This is a genomic window from Rhodoblastus sp. (genome assembly GCF_052145335.1).
In the GTDB taxonomy this organism is placed as follows: Bacteria; Pseudomonadota; Alphaproteobacteria; order Rhizobiales; family Beijerinckiaceae; genus Rhodoblastus.
This window is the reverse complement of sequence record NZ_JBKQOU010000066.1, coordinates 23,599-45,698: the sequence shown is the minus strand read 5'-3', so window position 1 is coordinate 45,698 and position 22,100 is coordinate 23,599. Positions and strand designations below refer to the sequence as shown.

22 protein-coding genes are annotated in these 22,100 nt (G+C 62.8%); 14 read left to right on the top strand and 8 right to left on the bottom strand.

Going from position 1 to position 22,100, the window contains the following annotated elements:
* Positions 1-8 precede the first annotated feature (8 nt).
* A complete protein-coding gene (locus tag ACLP2E_RS04870; RefSeq protein ID WP_442461355.1) occupies positions 9-380 on the bottom strand; it encodes a hypothetical protein in 372 nt (123 codons plus the stop codon).
* Positions 381-432: 52 nt separating this feature from the next.
* Positions 433-1,179 (bottom strand): glycosyltransferase family 25 protein, encoded by a 747-nt coding sequence (locus tag ACLP2E_RS04865; protein ID WP_442465301.1) that lies wholly within the window; start codon positions 1,177-1,179, stop codon positions 433-435.
* A 225-nt stretch (positions 1,180-1,404) separates the two neighbouring features.
* Between ACLP2E_RS04865 and ACLP2E_RS04860 the strand changes: the two genes are divergently transcribed.
* The gene (locus ACLP2E_RS04860) at positions 1,405-2,220 is read left to right on the top strand and encodes a glycosyltransferase family 2 protein (protein ID WP_442461357.1); all 816 of its coding nucleotides are present in this window, start codon (positions 1,405-1,407) and stop codon (positions 2,218-2,220) included.
* Between the two features lie 255 nt (positions 2,221-2,475).
* Here the strand turns inward: ACLP2E_RS04860 and ACLP2E_RS04855 are convergent, their stop codons facing one another.
* On the bottom strand, positions 2,476-3,429 hold the full coding sequence (locus ACLP2E_RS04855; protein ID WP_442461358.1) for a D-2-hydroxyacid dehydrogenase: 954 nt from the start codon (positions 3,427-3,429) through the stop codon (positions 2,476-2,478).
* 123 nt (positions 3,430-3,552) lie between these two features.
* Between ACLP2E_RS04855 and ACLP2E_RS04850 the strand changes: the two genes are divergently transcribed.
* The 11 genes from ACLP2E_RS04850 to ACLP2E_RS04800 all read left to right on the top strand — a co-directional run bounded on the left by ACLP2E_RS04850 (position 3,553) and on the right by ACLP2E_RS04800 (position 14,155).
* Positions 3,553-4,767, top strand: coding sequence for an NAD(P)/FAD-dependent oxidoreductase (locus tag ACLP2E_RS04850; RefSeq protein WP_442465300.1), 1,215 nt, complete (start codon positions 3,553-3,555; stop codon positions 4,765-4,767).
* Between the two features lie 116 nt (positions 4,768-4,883).
* On the top strand, positions 4,884-7,151 hold the full coding sequence (locus ACLP2E_RS04845) for an ATP-binding protein (RefSeq protein WP_442465299.1): 2,268 nt from the start codon (positions 4,884-4,886) through the stop codon (positions 7,149-7,151).
* A gap of 2 nt (positions 7,152-7,153) precedes the next feature.
* Positions 7,154-8,521: a nitrogen assimilation response regulator NtrX gene (gene ntrX, locus ACLP2E_RS04840; protein ID WP_442461644.1), complete on the top strand. Its 1,368-nt coding sequence runs from the start codon at positions 7,154-7,156 to the stop codon at positions 8,519-8,521.
* A 103-nt stretch (positions 8,522-8,624) separates the two neighbouring features.
* The gene (locus ACLP2E_RS04835) at positions 8,625-8,828 is read left to right on the top strand and encodes a hypothetical protein (RefSeq protein WP_442461645.1); all 204 of its coding nucleotides are present in this window, start codon (positions 8,625-8,627) and stop codon (positions 8,826-8,828) included.
* A gap of 72 nt (positions 8,829-8,900) precedes the next feature.
* Positions 8,901-9,422: a chromate transporter gene (locus tag ACLP2E_RS04830; protein WP_442461646.1), complete on the top strand. Its 522-nt coding sequence runs from the start codon at positions 8,901-8,903 to the stop codon at positions 9,420-9,422.
* Positions 9,419-9,958, top strand: coding sequence for a chromate transporter (locus tag ACLP2E_RS04825; RefSeq protein ID WP_442465298.1), 540 nt, complete (start codon positions 9,419-9,421; stop codon positions 9,956-9,958). Before ACLP2E_RS04830 ends, ACLP2E_RS04825 begins: the two co-directional genes overlap by 4 nt.
* Before the next feature lie 8 nt (positions 9,959-9,966).
* On the top strand, positions 9,967-10,827 hold the full coding sequence (locus ACLP2E_RS04820; protein WP_442465297.1) for a D-amino-acid transaminase: 861 nt from the start codon (positions 9,967-9,969) through the stop codon (positions 10,825-10,827).
* A gap of 189 nt (positions 10,828-11,016) precedes the next feature.
* Positions 11,017-11,268, top strand: coding sequence for an RNA chaperone Hfq (gene hfq, locus ACLP2E_RS04815; RefSeq protein WP_442461649.1), 252 nt, complete (start codon positions 11,017-11,019; stop codon positions 11,266-11,268).
* Between the two features lie 34 nt (positions 11,269-11,302).
* Positions 11,303-12,709, top strand: coding sequence for a GTPase HflX (gene hflX, locus ACLP2E_RS04810; protein WP_442465296.1), 1,407 nt, complete (start codon positions 11,303-11,305; stop codon positions 12,707-12,709).
* A 71-nt stretch (positions 12,710-12,780) separates the two neighbouring features.
* Positions 12,781-13,245 (top strand): substrate-binding periplasmic protein, encoded by a 465-nt coding sequence (locus tag ACLP2E_RS04805; RefSeq protein ID WP_442465295.1) that lies wholly within the window; start codon positions 12,781-12,783, stop codon positions 13,243-13,245.
* Between the two features lie 103 nt (positions 13,246-13,348).
* Entirely contained in the window at positions 13,349-14,155 is an 807-nt protein-coding gene (locus ACLP2E_RS04800) for a hypothetical protein (protein ID WP_442465294.1), read from the top strand.
* 5 nt (positions 14,156-14,160) lie between these two features.
* Here ACLP2E_RS04800 and ACLP2E_RS04795 read toward each other — a convergent pair whose 3' ends face one another.
* The 4 genes from ACLP2E_RS04795 to ACLP2E_RS04780 form a co-directional block, all read right to left on the bottom strand.
* Positions 14,161-14,748 (bottom strand): phosphatase PAP2 family protein, encoded by a 588-nt coding sequence (locus ACLP2E_RS04795; RefSeq protein WP_442465293.1) that lies wholly within the window; start codon positions 14,746-14,748, stop codon positions 14,161-14,163.
* Positions 14,749-14,866: 118 nt separating this feature from the next.
* Positions 14,867-16,747 (bottom strand): ABC-F family ATP-binding cassette domain-containing protein, encoded by a 1,881-nt coding sequence (locus ACLP2E_RS04790; RefSeq protein ID WP_442465292.1) that lies wholly within the window; start codon positions 16,745-16,747, stop codon positions 14,867-14,869.
* Between the two features lie 377 nt (positions 16,748-17,124).
* On the bottom strand, positions 17,125-18,489 hold the full coding sequence (locus ACLP2E_RS04785) for a DUF5666 domain-containing protein (RefSeq protein ID WP_442465291.1): 1,365 nt from the start codon (positions 18,487-18,489) through the stop codon (positions 17,125-17,127).
* Positions 18,486-19,346 carry a DUF6502 family protein gene (locus ACLP2E_RS04780; RefSeq protein ID WP_442465290.1) on the bottom strand — a complete coding sequence of 287 codons (861 nt, stop codon included), beginning with the start codon at positions 19,344-19,346 and terminating at the stop codon, positions 18,486-18,488. The genes ACLP2E_RS04785 and ACLP2E_RS04780 overlap by 4 nt, the downstream gene beginning before the upstream one ends.
* A 434-nt stretch (positions 19,347-19,780) precedes the next feature.
* Between ACLP2E_RS04780 and ACLP2E_RS04775 the strand changes: the two genes are divergently transcribed.
* Positions 19,781-20,425 (top strand): hypothetical protein, encoded by a 645-nt coding sequence (locus tag ACLP2E_RS04775; protein WP_442465289.1) that lies wholly within the window; start codon positions 19,781-19,783, stop codon positions 20,423-20,425.
* Between the two features lie 361 nt (positions 20,426-20,786).
* On the opposite strand, the gene ACLP2E_RS04770 is transcribed toward ACLP2E_RS04775, so the two are convergent.
* A complete protein-coding gene (locus tag ACLP2E_RS04770) occupies positions 20,787-21,443 on the bottom strand; it encodes an NAD(P)H-dependent oxidoreductase (RefSeq protein ID WP_442465288.1) in 657 nt (218 codons plus the stop codon).
* A gap of 170 nt (positions 21,444-21,613) precedes the next feature.
* Between ACLP2E_RS04770 and ACLP2E_RS04765 the strand changes: the two genes are divergently transcribed.
* Complete coding sequence (locus tag ACLP2E_RS04765; RefSeq protein ID WP_442461454.1) at positions 21,614-22,036, top strand: winged helix-turn-helix transcriptional regulator; 423 nt, start codon at positions 21,614-21,616, stop codon at positions 22,034-22,036.
* Positions 22,037-22,100 lie beyond the last annotated feature (64 nt).

The window sequence follows — 22,100 nt, the reverse complement described above, 5'->3', positions numbered from 1 at the left end:
CATGGCGGTTATTTCTCGATAAAACTCTCCCAATTCAGCTCATTGGAGCGTGTAACGGCCTTTTCGCAGGCTTGCGAACCGCTGCTATCATTGAACATAGCCGCCATTGCCTTGCCGCTCGAAGTTCCCCTGACCAATGAACCAGGGCATGCTTTGTAAGACGCCAAATTGCCTAAAGGTATGCCGAGAGCGGCGGCCTCCGCCCTGATTCTTTTCATGTTTGTCTTGATATCGGGGCACTGCGCTGTAACAGCCATCACCGTTCCCAACTTCTGAAAAAACTCCTCGACCGCCATGCAGTCGGGCGCCTCAGGCGTCTCGGCGTTGGCAATCTGTGCGCACATCGCAAAACAAACAAAGACGAGTTGATGCGATCGCATGACGGATGATCCTTCAATGACGGCCGGGGCAAATTTTTGAGCGTCCGACAGCCTAGTTCCCAGGTCTTTTCGCGAAGGCGCGCCAGGCGCGCACTTGCGCGCGGTAGATTGGCCGGGCGATTTCGTGGCGGATTTTTTCGGCCAACCCCATGCTCTTGCGCTGGATGGTCGAGCCGCCGAGGGCGCCTGACATCTCCATGACGCCGGAGGGCCGCAGCGCCAGCAATTCCACCCCGGTCACCCAGCCCATCTGCAAAAAAGTGTCGATCGGCCGATCGAATCGTTCCGTCGCCGCCAGAAGTTTTCGCGCGGCTTCTTGCGAAACAAATTGCGCTATGGCGCGCAGGGGCGGATTTTTCGGGCGAATCAACGCCAGCCCGTCCGTTTCGGCGACGACCGTCCCGACGACCCGGGTCTGGGGCGCCGGCGCGAGCGTGTATTCCCATAATTGCCGTGTGTTGTGGGCGAAGGCGCAGGTTCTTGCAAAGGTTTCCGCGTCGATGGCCGCGTCGTCCTCGAACACCAATGCGTAATCCAGCCCCTGTTCGACAATCCGTCGCCACGCGGCGCGATGGCTGAGAAAGGCTCCGATTTCGGCGCGATTGAGGGGGAAGGAAAAGCGCGGGCGGTGCAATTGCCTTGCGTAAACGGCTTCGATTTCGTGGTCGGTCAGTTGGGAGCCGTCGGTGGCGGCGACGATCTCGCTGGCGAAGGGCAGCGCGGAACGCAGACGTTCGACCTGCGGGCGCCTTTGTGCGGCCCGCTCCAGATGCAGAATGAAAGCTTTCGTTTCCGACATGGCGCCCGGTTTTTCCGCGCCGCTTGTAGCCTTCCCCGGCGGCGCTGTCATCTTGCGGAACTTCGCCCGCTTTGACAAACGCCCGCGAAAAAGTTTTGTGGGCAAGCAAAGCGTTTTCGAGCGAAGCGGATTCCGATTCGCGTGAAGAAAACGCGTTAAAAAAGAGCCCCGATCCGATTCTCCTGGATCGGAAAAGGCTCGCGCGTAACAACCAGGTTGCCGTCCGTGTCCGAAAAACTGCCGCTTTCCGCCGCCGTCATCTGCAAGAACGAGGAGGCCTGTATCGGCGCCTGTCTCGCCAGCCTGGAGTCCTGCGCCGAAATCGTAGTGGTCGATTCCGGCTCGACCGACGCGACCCTCGCCATCGTCCGCGATTTTTCGGCGAAAGGCTTTCCGATAAAACTGATCGAGCGCGGATGGCCCGGTTACGCCAGGCAGAAACAATTCGCGTTGGAACAGGCGACGCAGGATTGGGTTCTCTCCATCGACGCCGACGAATGGCTCGACCCTGAATTAAGGGCGGATTTGCCGCGCCTGTTGCAGGCGCCGGCCAATATCGCGGGCTGGCGGCTGCAACGGGCGCTGACCCTGTTTGGCCGAGTGGCCCCGGCCCCGAAAGCGACGCGGCCCGAGCGCATCCTGCGGCTGGCCCGGCGAGAAAAAGTGCGGTTCGACGAAAGCGTGCTGGTCCACGAGGGGCTGATCGCCGACGGCGAGGTTCTGGACGCGAACAATGGCTTGCTGCGCCATGAGCGCGCGCTGCGGCTGGACGCGCAGATCGGCAAGGAGATCGTTTACGCCCGGCTGAAGGCGCAGCAGCGCATCGCCGCCGGAAAAAAACCCAGCCTGCTCAAGCTGGTCTTCAACCCGCCGATGTATTTTTTCCGGGTCTATTTTCTGCGCCGGATGTTTTTGTGCGGGATTCCGGGCTTCATCCATGCCTGGACCGGCGCGATCTATTCCTTCCTCGGCGAGGCGCTGCATTACCAGCTTTGGCTGGAGGGCGGGGGCGACTCCGGCGGTAAAGGCCGCCGCGATTGAAAGTCAGCCCAACGACGCCCACAGAAAAATCAGTGTAGCGGCAAGGCCGAGCGCGGTGCGGCCCGCGTGAAGGGCGCCCCATTTTGCGATGAGCGCGCGGCTCTCCGGCCCCGCCTTCGCCGGAGCGGTCGCCACCAGACGGTAATTTGTCGGCGCAAGCCGACATAAAACGCCGCGCCGGAAAACATCGCGGCGACGATCAGCGCGAGTCGCCCTGTGAGCATAGCGCGTCTCCAGCGGCGGGAGAGGCAATCGTTAGTCCAGCCGGTTCAGCCTTTCACCGGCGACGAAAGCCTCCAGCACCTTGCCGAGTTGGTCGGCGAGCGTCTGCTGCGCCTCGTGGCTGGCCCAGGCGACATGCGGCGTCACGATGACATCCGGCCGCCGCGCCAGACGCATGATGGCGCTGTCGGCTGGCGGCGGCTCGGGACGCGTGACGTCGATTCCTGCGCCGGCGAGGAGTCCGGCGTCGAGCGCCCGCTCCAGCGCCTCTTCGTCGACCAGTCCGCCACGCGCCGTATTGATCAGGATCGGCTTTTTCTTCATCGCGGAAAGTTCCGGCCAGCCGATCATGTTTTGGGTGTGGGCGTTCAGCGGGCAATGCAGGGACAGCACGTTGCAAGTCGCCAAGACCTCATCGAAGGAGACAAACCCCGTTTTCGGCGCCTCGCCCTTGCGGCCGGCGAAAACGACATCCATGCCGAAAACCCTGGCGATTTCCGCCACTCGCCGGCCGAGATCGCCGGAGCCGAACAGGCCGAGTCTCTTGCCGTAAAGATCCTCGATCTTGTGGTTATGGAAGGCGAACTGGCCGCACGCCTGCCATTCTCCGGCGCGGACGTCGGCGACATAGGGCATGATCTTCCGGCAGAGCGCGAGCATCAGCGCGAAAACATGTTCCGGCACGGCGTGGACGGCATAGGCGCGGATATTGGTCACCGCGACTCCGGTTTTTCGCGCGGCGTCGAGATCGACATTGTCATAGCCGGTGGCGGCGATGGCGATGAGCTTCGCTTTTGGCAAAACGGCGATTGTCGCGGCGTCCAGGCGGGTCTTGTTGACGACGATGATGTCGGCGTCCTTGGCGCGCGAAAAAATATCCGACGGCGCGGTGGCCGGGAAATTGCGCCATTGATGCGGGAAGTCGGGCCGAGGCAGGACAACGCCCTCGGCGAGGGTCGCCGCGTCGAGAAAGACGATTCTGTGCATGAAACGAGACTCCGCAGGGATGCGCAGGCTAGCATCGTCTTTCGCGCGATGGCAAAGGTCTCCCTCGCCGTTGCGAAATCTGCGCAAAAAAGCGCACCCAAAATCGAAAACGCGGGACCGCGCATGAGCGAAAAAATAGTCATCGTCGGCGCCGGACAGGCGGGGCTGCAAATCGCCGAATCGCTCCGCGCCGAGGCTTTCGCCGGCGACATAGTCCTGTTGGCGGGCGAAAACTTTCCGCCATACCAGCGTCCGCCGCTGTCGAAGGCCTGGCTGCAGGGCGAGGTTGCCGAACAGCGGCTGTTTTTGCGCGGCGCGGATTTTTTCGCCGCCAGGAACATCGATTTGCGTCTCGGCGCCCATGTCACCGCGATCGACCGCGCCAGCAAGACAGTGATCCTCGCCGACGGCTCCGTGGAAAATTATTCCGGCCTGGCCTTGGCGACGGGCGCGCGGGCGCGGCGGCCGGCCATTGCGGGCGCCGATCTCGCCGGCGTCTGCGTGCTGCGGGATATCGAGGACGCGAGGAGCATCGCCCATCGCTTGCCGCTGGCGGAAAATATCGTGGTGATCGGCGGCGGTTTCATCGGGCTAGAAGTGGCCGCGGCGGCGCGCAAAAAAGGGCGCCCGGTGAAAGTGGTCGAGACGCTGGACCGGTTGATGGCCCGCGCCGTCACGCCGAAAATCTCGACTTTTTTCGCTGATCTGCATCGCGCTCACGGAGCGGAGTTGCTGTTTTCGACCCAGGTCACGGCGCTGGAGGGGCGTGACGGCCGCGTGGCGGCCGTGATCACGGCGGAGGATCAGAAAATCCCCGCCGATCTGGTAATTCTCGGCATAGGCGCCATAGCCAACGACGAACTGGCGGCCGCTGCGGGACTCGAGGTTTCGCGCGGCATAGTCGTGGATTCGTACGGAGGAACCTCCGATTCGGCGATCGTCGCGGCGGGCGATTGCACGGTCTGGCGGCGCGACGACGGCAAATTGCTGCGGCTGGAAAGCGTGCAGAACGCGGTGGAGCAGGGCAAGGCGGCTGCGGCCTCTTTGATGGGGCGAAAAAAGCCCTTCGTCGCCGCGCCGTGGTTCTGGTCGGACCAATATGACGTCAAGCTGCAAATGGCCGGGCTTTCCGAAGGGTTCGACGGCTTCGTCGAGCGGGTTTCGGGCGAAAGCGCCTTTTCGCTGTTCTATTATCGCGGCGAAAAGCTGATCGCGGTCGATTCGGTCAACCGTCCCGGCGAGCATCTGCTGGCGCGAAAGCTGCTGGACGCCGGGATTTCGCCGGATAAGGCCCAGGTGGCGGACGCCGCCGGCGATTTGCGCGGGCTGCTGCGTTAGGCGCTCTCAAAAGCGCCCGTTTTTTGTCGCAATCCTGCAACAGCGTTGCAATATTGCAACTCACCCCCGGCTCGGCTATTTTCCCCGCGGGGCGAGAATCGCAAATCGCGGACTGTATGAATCAGACCAAGGACAAAAGGCTCGACCAGAAAAAATCGCGTCGCGGCGAGCGTCGGCTGCTGCCGCGGGTTGGGCCATTCGTCGTCGCCTTAGCCATCATCTGCGCGATTTTTTCCTTCCTGATCTTCGCCGGACTCACCCCGATCACGCCGACCGACGAGACGGTCTCGATCCTGTTCGTGGTCGATTTCGCCATCGTGCTGGTTCTGCTCGGGCTGGTGATTTTCGAGGCCATCCTGCTGATTCGCGCCTGGCGCGCCAAAACAGCCGCCGCTGGCCTGCATATCCGCATCGTCGCGCTCTTCGCGGTCATCGCCGCCGTTCCGACCCTGTCCATGGCCATCGTCGGTTCGGTGACGCTCGATAAAATGCTCGACCCGGCTTTTATGCGCGATGTGCGCGGGTTCATCATGGGCGCCACCGAGGCCGCCAATCTGTTCCGCGAAGACCAGTGTCGCTGGCTGTTGCAGGAGGCCCAGCTCACCGCTTCCGATCTCGATCGCGGCAAGCCGATGTTCGACGCCGATCGCGGGCTGTTCAAGGAATTCTTCGCCTCCCGCGCGCATTTTCTGGGCTTCTCCTCCGCCGCCTTGATCAAGCGCGACGGGACCATCGTCGAACAGGTCGATTCCGGCTCGGCCGCGCGCGATTCCGTGGTCAAGCCACAGGACAGCGATTTCGCCGATTCGGCAAAGAATGAGCCGCTCTGCCTGATCCTCAACCAGGGCCGCACTTTCGTCGCCTTGCGCCCGATGCCCGCCTTCGACGACACTTTTCTCTATGCCAGCCGGCCGGTCGATCCCTTCACGCTGGAGTTTCCCAAACAGGCCTCCGCCCTCGTGCAGCTGTTCGACGCCTCCGAACAGCATCGCCATAATTTCCAGCTGACTTTGGCGATTATGTTCGGCCTGCTCGCCGCGATCATGCTGCTGTCGGCGGTGTGGATCGGCCTTGCCTTCACCAACGGTCTCGTCGGCCCTATCCGCCGGCTGATCGCCGCCACCGATCAGGTTTCCGCCGGCAATTTCTACGTCCAGGTGCCGGTGCGCGCCGCCGAGGGCGACCTCGCCCATCTCGGCGCGACCTTCAACAAGATGACCTCGGAGCTGCGGTTGCAGCAGAACCGGCTGGTCGCCGCCAATCATCTGATGGACGAGCGCCGGGTCTTCACCGAGGCGGTGCTGTCGGGCGTGCCGGCGGCGGTGATCGGCGTCGGCGCGCGTGGCGACGTCACCGTGCTCAATCCATCCGCCCGCAGTCTCGTCGGCGGCGATGAAATCGAGGCGGAACGGGCGATCGGCAAGCCGTTGGCGGAAGTGTTGCCCGAACTCGACGCCGCCTTGCAGGAGGCGCGCGCCGGCCATGCGCGCATGACGCAAAAGCAGATCCTGCTCAATCGCGGCGGCCGCGAGCGCACATTCAACGCCCGCGTCACCAACGGGCCGCTCAATCGCGGCGAGCGCACTTTCGTCGCCACGCTCGACGACATGACCGATCTGGTTGCGGCGCAGCGCACGTCCGCCTGGGCCGATGTGGCGCGGCGCATCGCCCATGAGATCAAGAATCCGCTGACCCCGATCCAGCTTTCGGCGGAACGGCTGAAGCGCAAATATGGCCGCGTCATCACCGTCGACAAGGACGTGTTCGACCAGTGCACCGACACGATCATTCGGCAGGTCGACGACATCAAGCGCATGGTGGACGAATTCTCGTCCTTCTCCCGCATGCCCAAGGCGCAACTGGTCCCCGACGATCTCGTCGCCTGCATCGAGCAGGTGCTGTTCCTGATGCGCGTCGGTCATCCCGACATCCAGATCACCGGCGATTTTGCGGAAAGTCGGCCGGTGCTGCGCTTCGACCGGCGGCTGTTGTCGCAGGCCCTGACCAATGTGGTGAAAAACGCCGCCGAGGGCATCGAAGGCGCCGAGATGGACGGCCGCGCGCCGGCGATCCATGTGTCGTTGCGGCTCGAAGAGGGCGAGGCCGTTGTCGATGTCGAGGACAACGGCAAGGGTTTTCCGCGCGAGAACCGCGCGAGGCTGCTGGAGCCCTATATGACGACGCGCAAGGAAGGCACTGGCCTCGGCCTGCCCATTGTCGCCAAAATTCTGGAGGATCACGGCGGCGGCATCGAATTGCTCGACGCCTCCTCCGGCCAGGGCGCGCTGGTGCGCCTGCATTTTCCGGTTGTCGGGATGGTCGAAAATACCGGCGACACACTTCCTGACGGCGCGTCCCGCGCCAAAAATTTAAGCGAAGGTTGAACATGGCGAGCGATATTCTGATCGTCGACGACGAAGCCGACATTCGCGAACTCGTTTCGGGCATTCTCGAAGACGAAGGCTTTTCCACCCGCACGGCGCGCAATTCCGACGAGGCCCTCGCGGCCATCGAAGCGCGCCGGCCGCAACTGATCTTCCTCGACATCTGGATGCAGGGTTCGAAGCTCGACGGTCTGCAATTGCTCGAATCGATCAAGCGCCATCACCAGACCCTGCCGGTGGTGATGATCTCCGGCCACGGCAATATCGAGACGGCGGTGACGGCGATCCGCCAGGGCGCCTATGATTTCATCGAGAAGCCTTTCAAGGCTGACCGGCTGGTGCTGGTCGCCGAACGGGCGCTGGAAACCTCGCGCCTGCGCCGCGAAGTCACCGAACTCAAGGCGCGCTCCGTCGGCTCCAACACCCTGGTCGGCCATTCGTCGGCGCTGCAGCAATTGCGGCAGGTGATCGAAAAGGTCGGGCCGGCCAATTCGCGTATATTGATCACCGGCATGCCCGGCGTCGGCAAGGAGCTCGCCGCGCGCGCCATCCACGAAGTTTCGACGCGGGCGGCCGGCCCCTTTGTCGTCATCAACGCCGCCGCCATCGCCGCCGAGACCATGGAGACGGAGCTGTTCGGCGTCGAGGCGCGCGACGGCCGTCCGCGCAAAACCGGGGCGCTGGAAGAGGCGCATGGCGGCACGCTCTATATCGACGAAGTCGCCGACATGCCGCGCGACACCCAGGCGAAAATTCTCCGCGTGCTGGTCGATCAGAATTTCCAGCGCGTCGAGGGCTCGACCCGTGTCCATGTCGACGTGCGGGTGATCTCCTCCTCGGCGCGCGATCTGCCGCGCGCCATTGCCGAAGGGGCTTTTCGCGAGGATCTGTTCCACCGGCTGTCGGTGGTGCCGGTGCGCGTGCCCTCGCTGGCCGAGCGGCGCGAGGACATTCCCGAACTGATCGATTTTTTCATGGATCAGCTCGCCGCCAATTCCGGCCTGCCACGGCGGAAAATTGGCGCCGACGCCATGGCGGTGCTGCAATCGCACGACTGGCCGGGCAATATCCGGCAATTGCGCAATAATATCGAACGTTTGATGATCCTGACCGGCGGCGATCAGGACGCCGAGATCACCGCCGAAATGCTGCCGCAGGAAATCGGCGCCCTCGTGCCTTCGACGCCCAATGGTTCCGGCGGCGAAAAGCTGATGAGCCTGCCCCTGCGCGATGCGCGCGAAGTGTTCGAGCGCGAATATCTGGTGGCGCAGATCAACCGGTTCGGCGGCAATATTTCGCGGACGGCGGAATTCATCGGCATGGAGCGTTCGGCGCTGCACCGGAAATTGAAGTCCCTGGCGATCGATTGAGGGAGCGGGATCAGGCGTTCTTGCTCCAAAACCGCAGCGAATTGTGCTAAGCTCGCGGCGCCGCTCATGGACGGCGGCCTCTTGGTTTATAGGGAGTGATCCCATGCGTTATTTTCTTGCCACGCTGTTCGTTTGCGCTTTTGCCATTCCCACGGCTTTTGCCCTGCCGACGCTCCGCCCCGCTTCGCCCTTCTGGGCGAAAGCGGACCCGATCGTTCAGGTCGCCAAGCACACCAAGCCGAGCGCGCATCGCCACAGCCACGGCAACGGCGGCATCCATCCGCTGGTGGGAAGCGGCGACTATTAAGTCGGGCGGGAAGCCACTCGATTCCCGGCTGCGGGACCGGCCATCGGCCGAGCGTTCTGCTATGACTTGTCCATGCGGCGAATCGACCTTTTCCTCGGCTTTTTCAAACTGGGCGCGCTGGCCTTTGGCGGCACGGGGCCGATCACAAGGGCGATTATCGTCGAGGACCGGCGCTGGCTGGACGATGCGGAATTCGCCGGCTTGCTCGGTCTTTGCCAGGCCCTTCCAGGCGCCAATACCTGCAATTTCGCGGTGATGGTCGGCGACAGGTTCTTCGGCGCCGGCGGCGCGGCGATCGCCCTGTTCGGGCTGCTGCTGGCGCCTTTGATCATCCTGGTGACCGTCGCCAGCTTTTTCACCACTTTCGCCGGCAATGCCGATGTGCGCGCCGCCCTGTTCGGCGCGACGGCGGCAGGCGCTGGTCTCGCCATCGGCACGGCGATCAAGATGGCGCGGAAAATCCCCTTCGATCCTGTGTTGATCGGTCTGGCCGCCGCTACCTTCATCGCCGCCGCCCTGTTCCGCTTGCCCCTGCCGGCGATCATCGCCGTTGCTTTGCCGACAGGCTATTTCCTGGCGGGAGCGCGGCGATGAAAGACGATCTGCTCACTCAGATTTTCCTGCGCTTCGCGGGCATTTCGCTGCTGGCGGTCGGCGGCGCGATGGCGGCTCTGCCGGAAGCCCAGCGCCAGATCGTCACCGGGGCGCATTGGATGACCGACGCGCAATTCGCGCAGAGCTTCGCCATAGCCCAGACCTCGCCCGGCCCCAATGTCATCGTCTTCAGCCTGTTCGGCTGGCGGATGGCGGGTCTGGCCGGCCTTGTCGCGGCGACGCTCGGCATATTGGGGCCGTCCTCGCTGCTGGCCTTCGCGGCTGCGAGGATCATGCGACGGGCGGGCGAGGCCGCGTGGCTGGCGCGGCTGAAAAAGTCGCTGGCGCCGCTCGCCATTGGCCTGATGGCGGCGAGCGGCTATGTTCTGGCCCGCGCCGCCGATTCCGATGCTTTCGCTTTGCTCATCACTGCGATTGCGACGGCTTTCGTTGTTTTTACGTCGCGCAGCCCGCTCTGGGCCATCGCCGGCGGCGCGGCGGTTTGCGTCGCGGCAGGGCGCGCCGGACTGTTGTAAGGAGCCTCATGTCCCGAATTGCTTACGTCAACGGCCGCTATGTCCGGCATTCCGAGGCGGCGGTGTCGATTGACGACCGCGCTTTTCTGTTCGCCGACGGTATTTACGAAGTGATCGAGATTTTTGGCGGCAAATTGATCGACGAGGCGGGGCATCTGGAACGTCTCAATCGCTCGGCGCGGGAATTGCTGCTGAAGCTCCCGGTAGGCGCGCGCGTCTTGAAGCTGATCCTGCGCGAACTGGTCGCGCGCAACGGCGTCGCCTACGGCCATGTCTATCTGCAGGTGACGCGGGGCGCCGCCCGGCGCGACCATTTCTTCCCCAAAGCCGGGACGCCGACCACTCTGGTCGCCTTCGCCCACCGGAGCGACCGCGCGGCGGCGGAAGCCAAGGCGCAGGCGGGGATCAAGGTCATCTCGCTGCCCGACATCCGCTGGAAAAGGCCGGATATCAAGTCCACCAGCCTGTTGCCCAACGTGCTGGCGAAGCAGCAGGCGAAAGATTTTGGAGCCTATGAAGCCTGGCTGGTGGACGAGGAGGGGTTCGTCACCGAAGGTTCGTCCAGCAACGCCTGGATCGTCGACGCCGACGGCGCCTTGGTCACCCATCCCGCCGATTCCGGAATTTTGCGCGGCATCACCCGTGCGCGGCTGTTCGAAATCGCCGCCGCCCATCAGATCAGGATCGTCGAGCGCCGCTTCACCGTCGTCGAGGCCAAGGCCGCCCGCGAGGCCTTCATTACCGGCGCGACTACGCTGGTGATGCCGGTGGTGGCGATCGATGGCGAAAAAATCGGCGGCGGCGCGCCCGGCCCGGTGGCGCTGGGTTTGCGCGCCGCTTTCCACGGCTTCGCGCCGGCCAGCGAGTGAATCTTTTGTCGCAGAAATTCAATTACACGTCTAAAAGAAAATCTTGCCTATAACGCGTGCTTGAGATTCTATTAAGCGATTGGGCGCCTGCGGCGAGGATTGACTTCGCTTGAGGTTGGCCACAAAGGGACTTCGTCCCGGTTGCGTTGCGAACCTTGCAGGCGTCAAAAAAAAGAGAATGGAAAAAACATGGCGGTTGAACGCACACCCAATCTTCAGGATACTTTTCTTAATTTCGTACGAAAAAACAAAATACCCCTCACCATTTTTTTGGTGAACGGCGTTAAATTACAGGGCGTTGTGAGCTGGTTCGACAATTTCTGCGTGTTGCTGCGCCGCGACGGGCACTCGCAACTCGTCTACAAGCACGCCATATCGACGATCATGCCGGGTCATCCGATCCAGATGTTCGACCCGGCCGAAGAGGCCATGGAAAAGTGAATTTTCGTTACGCGGCAAATGTTTCGAGGTCCGCTTGAACGGCGGCCCCAACGGCGAATCGGGCGCTCTGGCCCGCAAACGCGGCGCTAAAACCCGCGTTTTGGTGATCGGACCCTATCTTACCGACCGCGCGGCGACTTATGCGCTAGGTGAAAAAGCCATCCGCTCGCACGAGTCGCGGCTTGACGAGGCCGAGGGGCTGGCGCTGGCGATCGACGTGGAGATCGTTGGCCGCGAATTGGTGCTGCTGCCGCAGATTCGCCCCGCCACTTATCTCGGCAAAGGCAAGGTGGAAGAAATCTCCGCCCTCATAGAGGAGCGTGAGGTCGATCTGGTCGTTGTCGATTGCGCATTGTCGCCTGTGCAACAGCGCAATCTCGAAAAGGCTTTTTCCGCCAAGGTAATCGACCGCACAGGCCTGATCCTCGAAATTTTTGGCGAGCGCGCCCGTACTTCGGAAGGCGCGCTGCAGGTCGAACTGGCGCATCTGACCTATCAGAAGTCGCGGCTGGTGCGCTCATGGACCCATCTGGAGCGCCAGCGCGGCGGCTTCGGATTTTTGGGTGGCCCCGGCGAAACCCAGATCGAGACCGACCGTCGGCTGATCCAGGAGCGCATGACCCGCATCGAGCGCGATCTGGAAAAGGTCAAGAAGACGCGCGGCCTGCACCGCAAGAGCCGGCGCGACGCGCCTTTCCCGGTGGTGGCTCTGGTCGGCTACACCAATGCCGGCAAATCGACGCTGTTCAACACTCTGACCAAGTCCGAAGTCTTCGCCAAGGACCTGTTGTTCGCCACGCTCGACCCAACCTTGCGCGGGCTGAAACTGCCGCATGGCGGCAAGATCATCCTGTCCGATACGGTCGGGTTCATTTCCGACCTGCCGCACATGCTCGTCTCGGCCTTCCGCGCCACGCTGGAAGAAGTGCTCGAGGCCGACGTGATCCTGCATGTGCGCGACATTGCCCATGACGACGCGGAAGCGCAGGGCGAGGATGTGAAGAAGATTCTCTCCGAACTCGGCGTCGACGCGCATGACTACAACCGTCTGATCGAAGTGTGGAACAAGATCGACCTGTTGCCCTCCGAGGAGCGCGAGCGGGTCAAGAACAAGGCCGCTTTGCGCCCGGAAGACGAGCGGCCCTATGCCGTGTCGGCGGTGACCGGCGACGGGCTGGACATTCTGCTTCTGGCGATCGAAACGCGGCTGGCGCGGGGACGGGTGGTTCTCGACGTGCCGCTGGCGTCGAGCGATGGCGAAGGCCAGGCCTGGCTGCACGCCCATACCGAGGTTTTGTCGCGCGACACCGACGAAGAGGGCGGGGCGCATTTCCACATCCGCGTCGCGCCGGAACAATGCGACCGGGTTTTGAGGCGTTTTCCGGGAGCGGAGGCGGTGCTGGAAAGCTCGCCGCTACATTACGCCTTAAACTTGCGATGACATAACAGCTTCATGATCCACCGCGATCTTCGCCGAAAAGCTTTGTTGAACCGATAAGCCGATCGCGCCCGATGGATCCCAGTTTCGACCGAAAACGCGATTTTGCGGCTTGGCGCAACCTCGCCTCCCAGTGCTGCTTGCTCGCCGCGCTCGCTCTCTGCCTGACCTCGGGCGCGCTCCGCGCAGCCGCCGACGAGGCGCCCAAAAACGCCCCCTTGCGCGTCGCCGTCTACGACGTCCCGCCCTATGGCTATGTCGATACCGACGGCTCCATCGCTGGCGTCAGCGTCGATCTGTGGCGACGGATCGCCGGCGAGATGGAGGTCGATTTCAAGCTGATCCCGGTTGCCGACATGGAAACCATCTTGTCCGGGTTGGAGCAGGGGCGCTACGACGCGGGCCTGCTGTCGCCGGCCAATATGGCAATCGCTTTGCCCGAAAACTCTCCTTGGCGCCGGCCCATTGACCGCGCACTGATCAAGATCGTCAACGGGCCGGAATGGCGGTCGCTGGAAGAGAAATTCTTCCTCCGTTGAAGTTTTTCCACTGGCTGCTGATTTCGCGCGTTAAAGCTTTTCATGGCCGACAAAAAGTGAGATGCGGCAGCGACGATACTGTCGTCGTCGTGAAGGTCCCGTAATGCGCATCGCCAGAGCCCCATCTTGTCGCGCTCTGCCGGTTTTCGTGGCGGCCAATGTTGTGTTCGGCATTTTCATGCCGACGATGGCGCGCGCGGGGCCGCCCTTTCGCACCGACGATCCCGAACCCGTCGATTACCAGCACATTGAAATGTTCGTCTATTCAGACGGCGCCCATGTCCGCGGGGAAACGTCGGGCGGCGCGCTGGCCGTCGATTTCAATTATGGCGCGGCGCCAAATCTGCAGTTGCATGTCGGCCCCTCCACCGCCTTTGACGCCACTCCGGGGGCGCCGTTCCACCTGGGGCTCGGCGATACTGAATTGGGCGTGAAATACCGCTTTCTCCAAGAGGACAAGAATGGCGCAACGCCGATGGCCTCTTTTTATCCTTTGCTTGAACTGCCCACCGGCAGCCAGCAGCGCGGCCTCGGCGAGGGCTATGTCCGCGCCTTTCTGCCACTATGGGTTGAAAAGAATTTCGGCGACTGGGTCACGTATGGCGGCGGCGGCTATTGGCTCAACGACAACAGCCGATTTGGCGGCAGGAATTATCTTTACGCCGGCTGGACGCTGCAGCGGAAAGTAACTTCGAACCTGTCGCTCGGAGGGGAGCTATTTTTCCAAACCGCCGGCAGCGTCCAGCTTCCGACCAATCTGCCCAGTCCGGACAATCTCGGGTTCAATCTCGGCGGGATTTACGATCTCGACGAGCACAACCATCTGTTGGCGTCCGCCGGGCGAGGCCTGCTCAATGCTCGGCAAACCAATCTTTTTTCCTGGTATCTGGCCTGGCAGCTCACTTATTGAGCGGATCAGGCGAGCGTTTCGACTTTGGGCAAGTCGAGTTTGGCTGCGAACAACCCGACCATCCAGCCGACCAGGCAGCCGGCGAGAATATCGCTGACGAAGTGGAAATCGGAGAGCAACAGACTCAAAGCGACGAGGAAAACCACCAGAAGGTAGAGCGGGCGAAATCGCGGCAGCAGCACCCAAAGACAGGAGGCGACAGCGCAGGACAGGGTCTCGTGGCCGGAGGGGAAGGAGGCCCAGCCGCCGCCGCCGTGGAAGGGCGAAAAGTTCATGACGCCGTCGCGGATCAAGGAGGGATTGCCGCAGATCCAGGTTTCCGTCCAGGTGCGGCCGAAAACCAGTTTCAGCACGTCCTTGACGCCCATGGCGGTGAACAAAGCCAAAGCCGTCCGCAACACGATTTGGCCATGGCGGCCGAACGACCTGTGACGGGCAAAATTCCAGCCGCTCCAGAGAATGCCGAGGGCCGCGAGAAATTCCAGCCCATCGACGATATGGCTCAGTGCTATGAAGGGCGCGCGCGATTCATGGGCGTGCTGGAACATGAAGTTGGCGACGGGCCGGTCAAAAAAAGCAATGCTCAGGAGCATCGCGCAAAAAACCGCGCCAACAAGATAAGAACCAAGACGACTGGGGCGCAGAGCTTGCATCTTCAGGTCCCGATAAAAGCGCGTCGGCCCGTTAAAGCGGCTAAGTGCGACACTATGACTAACCGCCCACCAGCGCTTCATATTCAGCGGAAAGTTCGAGCCATTCCTCTTCCGCCATCAACAGGGCGCGCTCCAGTTCGGCGCGCTGCTGCGACAGTTTGGAGGCTTCCGCCGGATTGCGCTCGAACGCGCGCGGATCGGCAAGGAGGAGGTCGACGCGGGCGATGAGATCGGCGAAACGCGTCATTTTTTCCTCCGCCGCCTGAACCTTTCTCGCCAAGGGCTTGGCGTCCTGGCGCGCCCTTGCGGCGTCGCGGCGCTGGTCGGCGGGATTGGCCGCCGCCGCCTCGCGCTCGCGCCTTTTCGCCGGCGCTCTGGCCCCTTCCAGCACCAGCTTGCGATAATCCTGCATGTCGCCGTCAAAAGTCTGGACGCGGCCGTCCGCGACCAGCCACAGCCGGTCGGCGCAGGCCTCGAGCAGATATTGATCGTGCGACACCAGGATCACCGCCCCGGCGTAATCGTTGATCGCCTCGATCAGCGCGGCGCGGCTGTCGATATCGAGATGGTTGGTCGGCTCATCGAGAATGAGCAGATGCGGCCCGTTGAAAGTGGCGAGCCCCATCAACAGCCGCGCCTTTTCGCCGCCGGAGAGATTGGCGACCTTGGTGTCGGCCTTGACGTTGGGGAAGCCGATCTGCGCGGCGCGGGCGCGGATTTTCGCTTCCGGCGCGTCGGTCATGAGCCGCTGGATGGCGAGGTAGGGCGTGTCCCGCTCATCGAGATCGTCGACCTGGTGCTGGGCGAAAAACCCGGCCTCCAGTTTCGAGGATTTGCGCAACTCGCCGGACATCGGCTCCAGCCTGCCGCCCAGAAGCTTGGCGAAGGTCGATTTGCCGTTGCCGTTGGAGCCGAGCAGTCCGATGCGGTCGTCGTTGGAAAGCGAGAGGCTGAGTTTCGACAGGATCACCCGCTCGCCATAGCCGACCGAGACGTTTTCCATGGCGATGATCGGCGGCGACAGCGGCTTTTCCGGCGAGGGCAGGGAGAAGGGCAGGATTTCGTCATCGACCACCGCCGCGACTGTCTCCATCTTTTCCAGCATCTTCAATCGGGACTGGGCCTGTCGCGCCTTGGTCGCCTTGGCGCGGAACCGATCGACGAACTCCTGCAAATGGGCGCGCTTTTCTTCCTGTTTTTTCAGGAATTTCGCCTGCAGCATCCGCGCTTCCGCGCGCTGGCGGGCGAAGCCGTCGTAATTGCCGCGATAAAGCTGCAGCTTGCCCTTGTCGAGATGGACGATGTGGTCGCAGACATCGTTCAGCAGGTCGCGGTCATGGCTGATGACGATGATGGTCGCCGGATAGCGCGTCAGGTAGTCGATCAGCCAAAGCGAGCCTTCGAGATCGAGATAATTGGTCGGCTCGTCGAGCAGCAACAGGTCGGGCTGCGAGAACAGCACGGCGGCGAGCGCCACGCGCATCCGCCAGCCGCCGGAAAACTCCTTCAGCGCCCGGTTTTGCGCCGCTTCGTCAAAGCCAAGACCCGAAAGGATTTCCGCCGCCCGCGCCGGCGCCGCATGGGCCTCGATATCGGCCAGCCGCATATGGATTTCGGCGATGCGGTGCGGGTCGTGCGCGATCTCGGCCTCTTCCAGCAAAGCGGTGCGCTCGACATCGGCCGCGAGGACGAAATCGACCAGCTTGCCGTCGCCGCCGGGCGCCTCCTGCTCGACCCGGCCCATCCGGGCGCCCCTGGGGATGTAAATGGTTCCGCCCTCGGCTGCGATTTCGCCGGCGATCAGGCGGAACAGGGTGGTCTTGCCGGCGCCGTTGCGTCCGACGAAACCGACCCGCGCGCGTTCCGGCAGCATGACGCTGGCCGAATCGAAAAGCAGGCGCGGCCCGAGCCGGTAGGTGAGTTCGGATAATTGCAGCATGCCGCCTTTTTGCCCGGGGCGGGGCGGAAGGCAAGCTTTTTACGGAGGGCTCACGGCCTGGAGCCTTTCCCAGTCCTCATGACCTATCGTCGTTGCGAGCGACAGCGAAGCAATCCAGACCAAGGCCACGAGCCCGATGATGACTGACGCGTGGTTTCGCGCCGTTTCTGGACGAAACTGCCGCGATGCAGCGCCGCCGGCATGGGCGTGCGTCTCGGTGCCGCTACTCTTGTAAGATATTGTTCTGGCAATCTAATTGTTCGCCGTGCGGGAACGGGAAGCCGGCGCGCTCCACATGTATCGTTGCGTCGGGAATTCCGCTGGCGGCGGGTAGTTCATGTTCAACCGAGCCGGAAGCGAGCGAGCCGCCGGTTCGATCAACGGATGCGGCCGCCGGGCGGCTCACCGAAGCCTCGGGGTCCGCCCAAGCCTCCAGGTCCACCGATCCCTCCGGGACCAATGCCCGAGGCGCCGCCGCCGGGACCGCCAAGTCCGCCGGGACCGCCAAGTCCGCTGGGCCCACCAGGTCCGCTGGGACCGCCAAGTCCGCTAGGCCCACCAGGACCGCCCATTCCACCGCCGCCCGGATAACCCCCTCCGAGACCGCCGGGAGCGCCAAGCCCGCCAGGAGGCGCGCCGCCGCCCCCGGGAAGGCTGTCGCCACGAGAACCGCCGCCGGGCGCGTGGCCGGGTCCGCCTGGCCCGCCCGGTCCTCCAGATCCTCCGCCGCCCGGGCCTCCGCCGCCCGGACCGCCGCCGCCCGGACCGCCGCCGCCCGGGCCTCCGCCGCCCGGACCGCCGCCGGCTGGACCGCCGCCGTGCGGGTCAAAATCGCCGCGACGACCGATGAATTCGATCTGGCGCGCGATCAGGCGACCGTCCGTCCCGATCTCGCCATTGATGACGACATGATGGCTGCCCGGTTGAACAGCGCCGGCGCGATCCTCGACCCGGACGCTTTCGGCCGTCTCCAACCCGCCGTCCCGACGGCTCACCCATGTTTCAATGGAAACATTTCGCACGCCGCCGATCGCGATGTCGGCGTCCCTTTTGGTCTCCTGGGCGACGAAGACGCCGTTGTCGAGGCCGCCGCGCGCGACAATGCGCTGGCCGACCAGCGCGTCGCCGACGCTTGCCACTTTCTGGCCGCCGATGCGCAATTCGCCCCCCGTGTCCCGCGACAGAACGCCCGCGATCTGATCGAGTCCGCCTTCGCGCCGTTCGACCGCCGAGGCGACGATGGTCTGGTCCGGCCGGCGCAAGCCGCCGATCGCGATGCGATCTCCGATCTTGAGAACGCGCGCGATCTTGCCGCTCGGCAATTGGACCCGCTGGCCGAGGACGTCCAGAGTCTTGCCGCTGACCCGCTCGACCGGGCCGACAACTTCGCTGACGATGACGATGCGATGGGTCGTCCAGCTTTCATCGCGCCGGTCGGCGACGAGGCGCGCGACCTGCCCGAGTCGCATGTCCCGGGCCTGACCGGGCGAGTTGTCGATTTCGATCGTCGCGTCCGCCGGATAGACGATGCGCTGGCCGTTGATATAGACGCTGCCGAACTTCCTGATGGTTCCGATGAAGCCCGTGCCGCCAATGCCATTGTCGCCCGGACTGTAGCCGGTGCCGCCAATGCCGTTGTCGCCGCTCCCGGCGCCCTTTTCCGCGGCAAAGGCTTTCGCGCCGCCCAGCAGGGAGGCGAGAAGCAAAAACTGCCGGCGGCTCGGGAATCTCGAGGCGCTCACGTCGCGGTCCCGCCGTTTTCGTCCGCCGGAGCCTCGCGCCGCAGCGATTCGTCTTCACTGTAGAGATAGATGCCGAAATTCCACCGCCATGTCCCGCCGGGATCTTTCTGAACCGCGCCCTGCGCTTCGCGGTTCACGTTCTGAAGCGCTTCCATGGCGATCCTGCGCGACAAAGCCAGCATGTCTTGGGCGGCTGCGCACGAAACGCCTTCGTAATGCACCGCCCGTTCAAAGAACGGCGGCTGGGCGGCGGAGATGTTTTCAACGGCCGCCGCGACATGATCGTGAAGGTTGCGGCCGAAATAGTAGAGCTGGCGATCGTCGCCCGCGCGCGGCGCGAAGGCGGCGTCCTCCAGCCTGATGCGGCCTTCCTCGTCGATCGCGACCATGCCCCGGTCGATCCATTCGTCGAGAACAGCGCGCGGGCGCACGTCACGTGTCACCGATTCCACCAGGTCTTCGTAAGTGGGGCCGTCGCCGGAATCGCCGGCGCGGCGCAGGGGCAGCGGGGCGCCTTTTTCATCGGTGAATTCCGGCGCGGCGATCCAGCGCGCGATGATCATGCTGGAGCGTGAAACGCTGGCCGGAACAAGCCGGACCGGCGCGCCCGCGCCGCGCAGCCGGCGAACTTCCTTGCGATGGATTCCGGTCAGGAGGCTGACCCGGCTGTCCGTCTGCTCCTTGCCACTGAGCGCGAAATCATATTCGGCGACGTTGATATAGAGCTCGCGCAGCAGATCGCACAAAGCGGGAAAGGTCATCCCGCAACGAATGAAAAGGCGGACGAGCGGACGCAGAATGCGTGCGATCGGGGTCTGCAAACGCCCCGCGTCCGGCGGGGAGACGGCTTCGGTCATGAGGTCAACATAAACTATTTTTCGTGGGATTAAATCCCACAAATTTTATTGACGTGGGAAAATTTCCCACGTAAAACCCTCGGGCCTTGCGACATTGGAGTTCGTTTCATGTCCTTCATTTCAATCCTCGCTCCGCCTCGATCGGCTTATTCCGTCCGGGCCAATGCAAAGGCTTTGAATCGTATGGTGAGATGCATCGCTGTCGCCGGTTTCCTCATTGGCGGCCCGCGCCTGTTATCCGCTCCCTCGACAGGGAGCGAGCGGACGGCGCAACGGATGAATGACGAAGGCGCCCCGGCGCGCGCCGGTCGGGCGCTCATCAACGAGCCGCAGTATTCGCGCGTGTCGCCAGGGTTGCGCAACGCTCGTCCGTCCCGACGCCTCACCGTCGGTCCTTCAGTTGGTTCTTCCGCAGTTGCCTGGAGCGGCGAGTTATGACCAGTTTTCCGAGCTTGGGCGGCGTTCGTTTGCGGGACGCGCTCGGATGGCGTCGGCTTGGCTTCCCCCTTCAAGGCAGACGCTTCGGCGCGTGCTTCCGAACGGACGAACACTCGAAAACACGCCTGGCTCGGACGATTTTGGTTCTGATCCCGGCCGCCTTCATCTTGACCGGATGTGCGCAGTCGCTCGAAACTGGAAGGGCTGGCGGCGGCGAGGAGTCCGGGTTAATAGCGGCCTATCGCGAGAATCGAACCTATCTTGATGCCGGGATCGACGAAACTGCCCGCGATGGGCGCCCCGAGACCGAGGAGAATGAATTCGAAACTGTCATGACCTCAGCCTGCGGGGCGGGCGACGTTTTCGGCTGTGGTTTGCTCTTTGCGTGGCGCGCCTTGCTAGCCTTGCTGCACTTGTTTGAAAGGCTTGTCACCTACGGTCTGATCGCGCTGGGGTTCCCTTTTCTTATTTGGGCGAGCCTGCGCGAAGCCAAAATGAAACGGAGCAGGAAAGCGAAAAAAATTGCTCGCGATTCCTTGATAGGCCCGCGCTTGCCCATGGCCGGTTCCGGCGAGTGCATTAGCGCTATGCCTGAAGAGGCAACGCGACAGGCGCGCCGCCTTGACCGTCGTCTTCCGTAATCATGGATCCCGCGAACGTGAGTCGGTCGCCTTCAAACTTGGCTTATCGAAGCGGGGAGGCCAGATAGGACGAGCGATCAGCTAGATGTGAGCGCGAAGCTGCGGCTGCCTTTTCTCACGCGCCAGCGGCACTAATGAATCCGAAGAGCAAAAAGTCTCCCCGCCTGAAAAGGCTCGGTCGTCTCAAACCTTCGGACGACGGACGCCGAAGCCGCTTATGAGAGGGGATGCTTTTACGCGCGCCATGTTTTATTGCGCGTCGATCGGCGCGGGATTTTGGCGCCGATCGACGTTCTAATTCCCCGATTTCCTGCCGGCAGGATGCAATACTGGGCCGCAGGCGTTCAAGCCATGACTTGCATCAGGATGCCGTGACGTCATGCCAGGTGACCAACTGCTGCAGCGGCAGGCGGTATTTCGGGCGAACCTTGTCGGAGGCGGAGCGATAGCCGATCGCAAACAACACGGCCGGCCGCAAGTCATCTCCAAGCCGAAGAATCCTGGCGAACTTGCCAGGGTCGAAACCTTCCATCGGACACCCGTCGATTCCGAGTTCCGCGGCGGTGAGCGACGCGATTCCAAGGGCGACGTATGCTTGCTTCGCGGCCCAGGACGTGCGGGAAAACGTGACTGTCCGGATGAGATTGGTGATTTTTGAGAATTTTTCCAATTTCGCGACTATTTCTTCGGGGGCTCCGTTACGCCGCAGGGTGGAAAACAGGTTCGACGCGCGATCGCGGATGTTCGGTCTCGCCGAGAAAACCAGGATATGGGAGGCGGATGTGATTTGTTCCTGTTCGTAGGCCGCCTTGCGCAACTTCGCCTTGGTGTCTGGATCGCTGACCACGGTCACATGGAAGGGCTGGAATCCGTAAGACGTTGGCGCGAGCCTGACGGCTTCGAGGATTGTGTTCAGATCTTCCGATGAAACGGTCCGAGACGTGTCGAACGATTTTGTCGCATAGCGCCAGTTCAGTGCCCGCAGAATAGAATCTGCGCTGATCGCTGCTTTAGCCATGAATTAATTGCCCTTCTGTTTCTGCAGCCCCGATTCCAGCCACTGTCGTCGAGCTCTCGCGAAATCACGTCGTCAATGGCCCTGCGCGGCATGAGCCCTGTCCGTTTGGTATTGCGCATCTTTTGATGCTAGGATGAGTTTGGCAAGTAGGATGCTTTAAGTGAGCCAGTATGAAAAACATGACTAATGGGCCGCCGTCGGAGTCTCAATGCTCCGATCCGGAGTTGCGCGAACGGTTCAGCCGCGCCCTTGGCGTATTGTCAGGCAAATGGACCGCAGAAATTCTCTATTGCCTTCGAGACGGAACACTCCGTTTCGGCGAGTTGCGCCGCGCCATTCCCGACATCACTCAGCACATGCTGACCTGCAGGCTGCGCGAGTTGGAAGCCGATAGATTGGTGACCCGCGAAATCTATGCCGAGGTTCCGCCGCGCGTCGAATATACGCTCACGCCTGCGGCCCAGGCGCTGAGACCGGTATTCGACGAGTTGTTTCGATGGGCCGCACACCATTGGGCCGGGCCGCTTGATTCCGAGGATTGGATTGGCTCTGCGCTGGAGGATCGAAAACGCCCGTCGCTCCCCGCCAGGTGAGGAGCGCCGCCGAACGCGAGTTGGTCCAAACCCGTCTCGGCATAAGCAGTCTTGCCCTTCGCGC

Bases quoted from the DNA above. Each gene is read 5' to 3' on its own strand.
- ACLP2E_RS04845 (WP_442465299.1), top strand. From the start codon at position 4,884: ATGAATCAGACCAAGGACAAAAGGCTCGACCAGAAAAAATCGCGTCGC.
- ACLP2E_RS04825 (WP_442465298.1), top strand. From the start codon at position 9,419: ATGAAAGACGATCTGCTCACTCAGATTTTCCTGCGCTTCGCGGGCATT.
- ACLP2E_RS04795 (WP_442465293.1), bottom strand. From the start codon at position 14,748: ATGCTCCTGAGCATTGCTTTTTTTGACCGGCCCGTCGCCAACTTCATG.
- ACLP2E_RS04865 (WP_442465301.1), bottom strand. From the start codon at position 1,179: ATGTCGGAAACGAAAGCTTTCATTCTGCATCTGGAGCGGGCCGCACAA.
- ntrX (WP_442461644.1), top strand. From the start codon at position 7,154: ATGGCGAGCGATATTCTGATCGTCGACGACGAAGCCGACATTCGCGAA.
- ACLP2E_RS04830 (WP_442461646.1), top strand. From the start codon at position 8,901: ATGCGGCGAATCGACCTTTTCCTCGGCTTTTTCAAACTGGGCGCGCTG.
- ACLP2E_RS04770 (WP_442465288.1), bottom strand. From the start codon at position 21,443: ATGGCTAAAGCAGCGATCAGCGCAGATTCTATTCTGCGGGCACTGAAC.
- ACLP2E_RS04765 (WP_442461454.1), top strand. From the start codon at position 21,614: ATGAAAAACATGACTAATGGGCCGCCGTCGGAGTCTCAATGCTCCGAT.
- ACLP2E_RS04870 (WP_442461355.1), bottom strand. From the start codon at position 380: ATGCGATCGCATCAACTCGTCTTTGTTTGTTTTGCGATGTGCGCACAG.
- ACLP2E_RS04850 (WP_442465300.1), top strand. From the start codon at position 3,553: ATGAGCGAAAAAATAGTCATCGTCGGCGCCGGACAGGCGGGGCTGCAA.
- ACLP2E_RS04820 (WP_442465297.1), top strand. From the start codon at position 9,967: ATGTCCCGAATTGCTTACGTCAACGGCCGCTATGTCCGGCATTCCGAG.
- ACLP2E_RS04855 (WP_442461358.1), bottom strand. From the start codon at position 3,429: ATGCACAGAATCGTCTTTCTCGACGCGGCGACCCTCGCCGAGGGCGTT.
- ACLP2E_RS04775 (WP_442465289.1), top strand. From the start codon at position 19,781: ATGACCAGTTTTCCGAGCTTGGGCGGCGTTCGTTTGCGGGACGCGCTC.
- ACLP2E_RS04800 (WP_442465294.1), top strand. From the start codon at position 13,349: ATGCGCATCGCCAGAGCCCCATCTTGTCGCGCTCTGCCGGTTTTCGTG.
- ACLP2E_RS04805 (WP_442465295.1), top strand. From the start codon at position 12,781: ATGGATCCCAGTTTCGACCGAAAACGCGATTTTGCGGCTTGGCGCAAC.
- ACLP2E_RS04835 (WP_442461645.1), top strand. From the start codon at position 8,625: ATGCGTTATTTTCTTGCCACGCTGTTCGTTTGCGCTTTTGCCATTCCC.
- ACLP2E_RS04790 (WP_442465292.1), bottom strand. From the start codon at position 16,747: ATGCTGCAATTATCCGAACTCACCTACCGGCTCGGGCCGCGCCTGCTT.
- hfq (WP_442461649.1), top strand. From the start codon at position 11,017: ATGGCGGTTGAACGCACACCCAATCTTCAGGATACTTTTCTTAATTTC.
- ACLP2E_RS04780 (WP_442465290.1), bottom strand. From the start codon at position 19,346: ATGACCGAAGCCGTCTCCCCGCCGGACGCGGGGCGTTTGCAGACCCCG.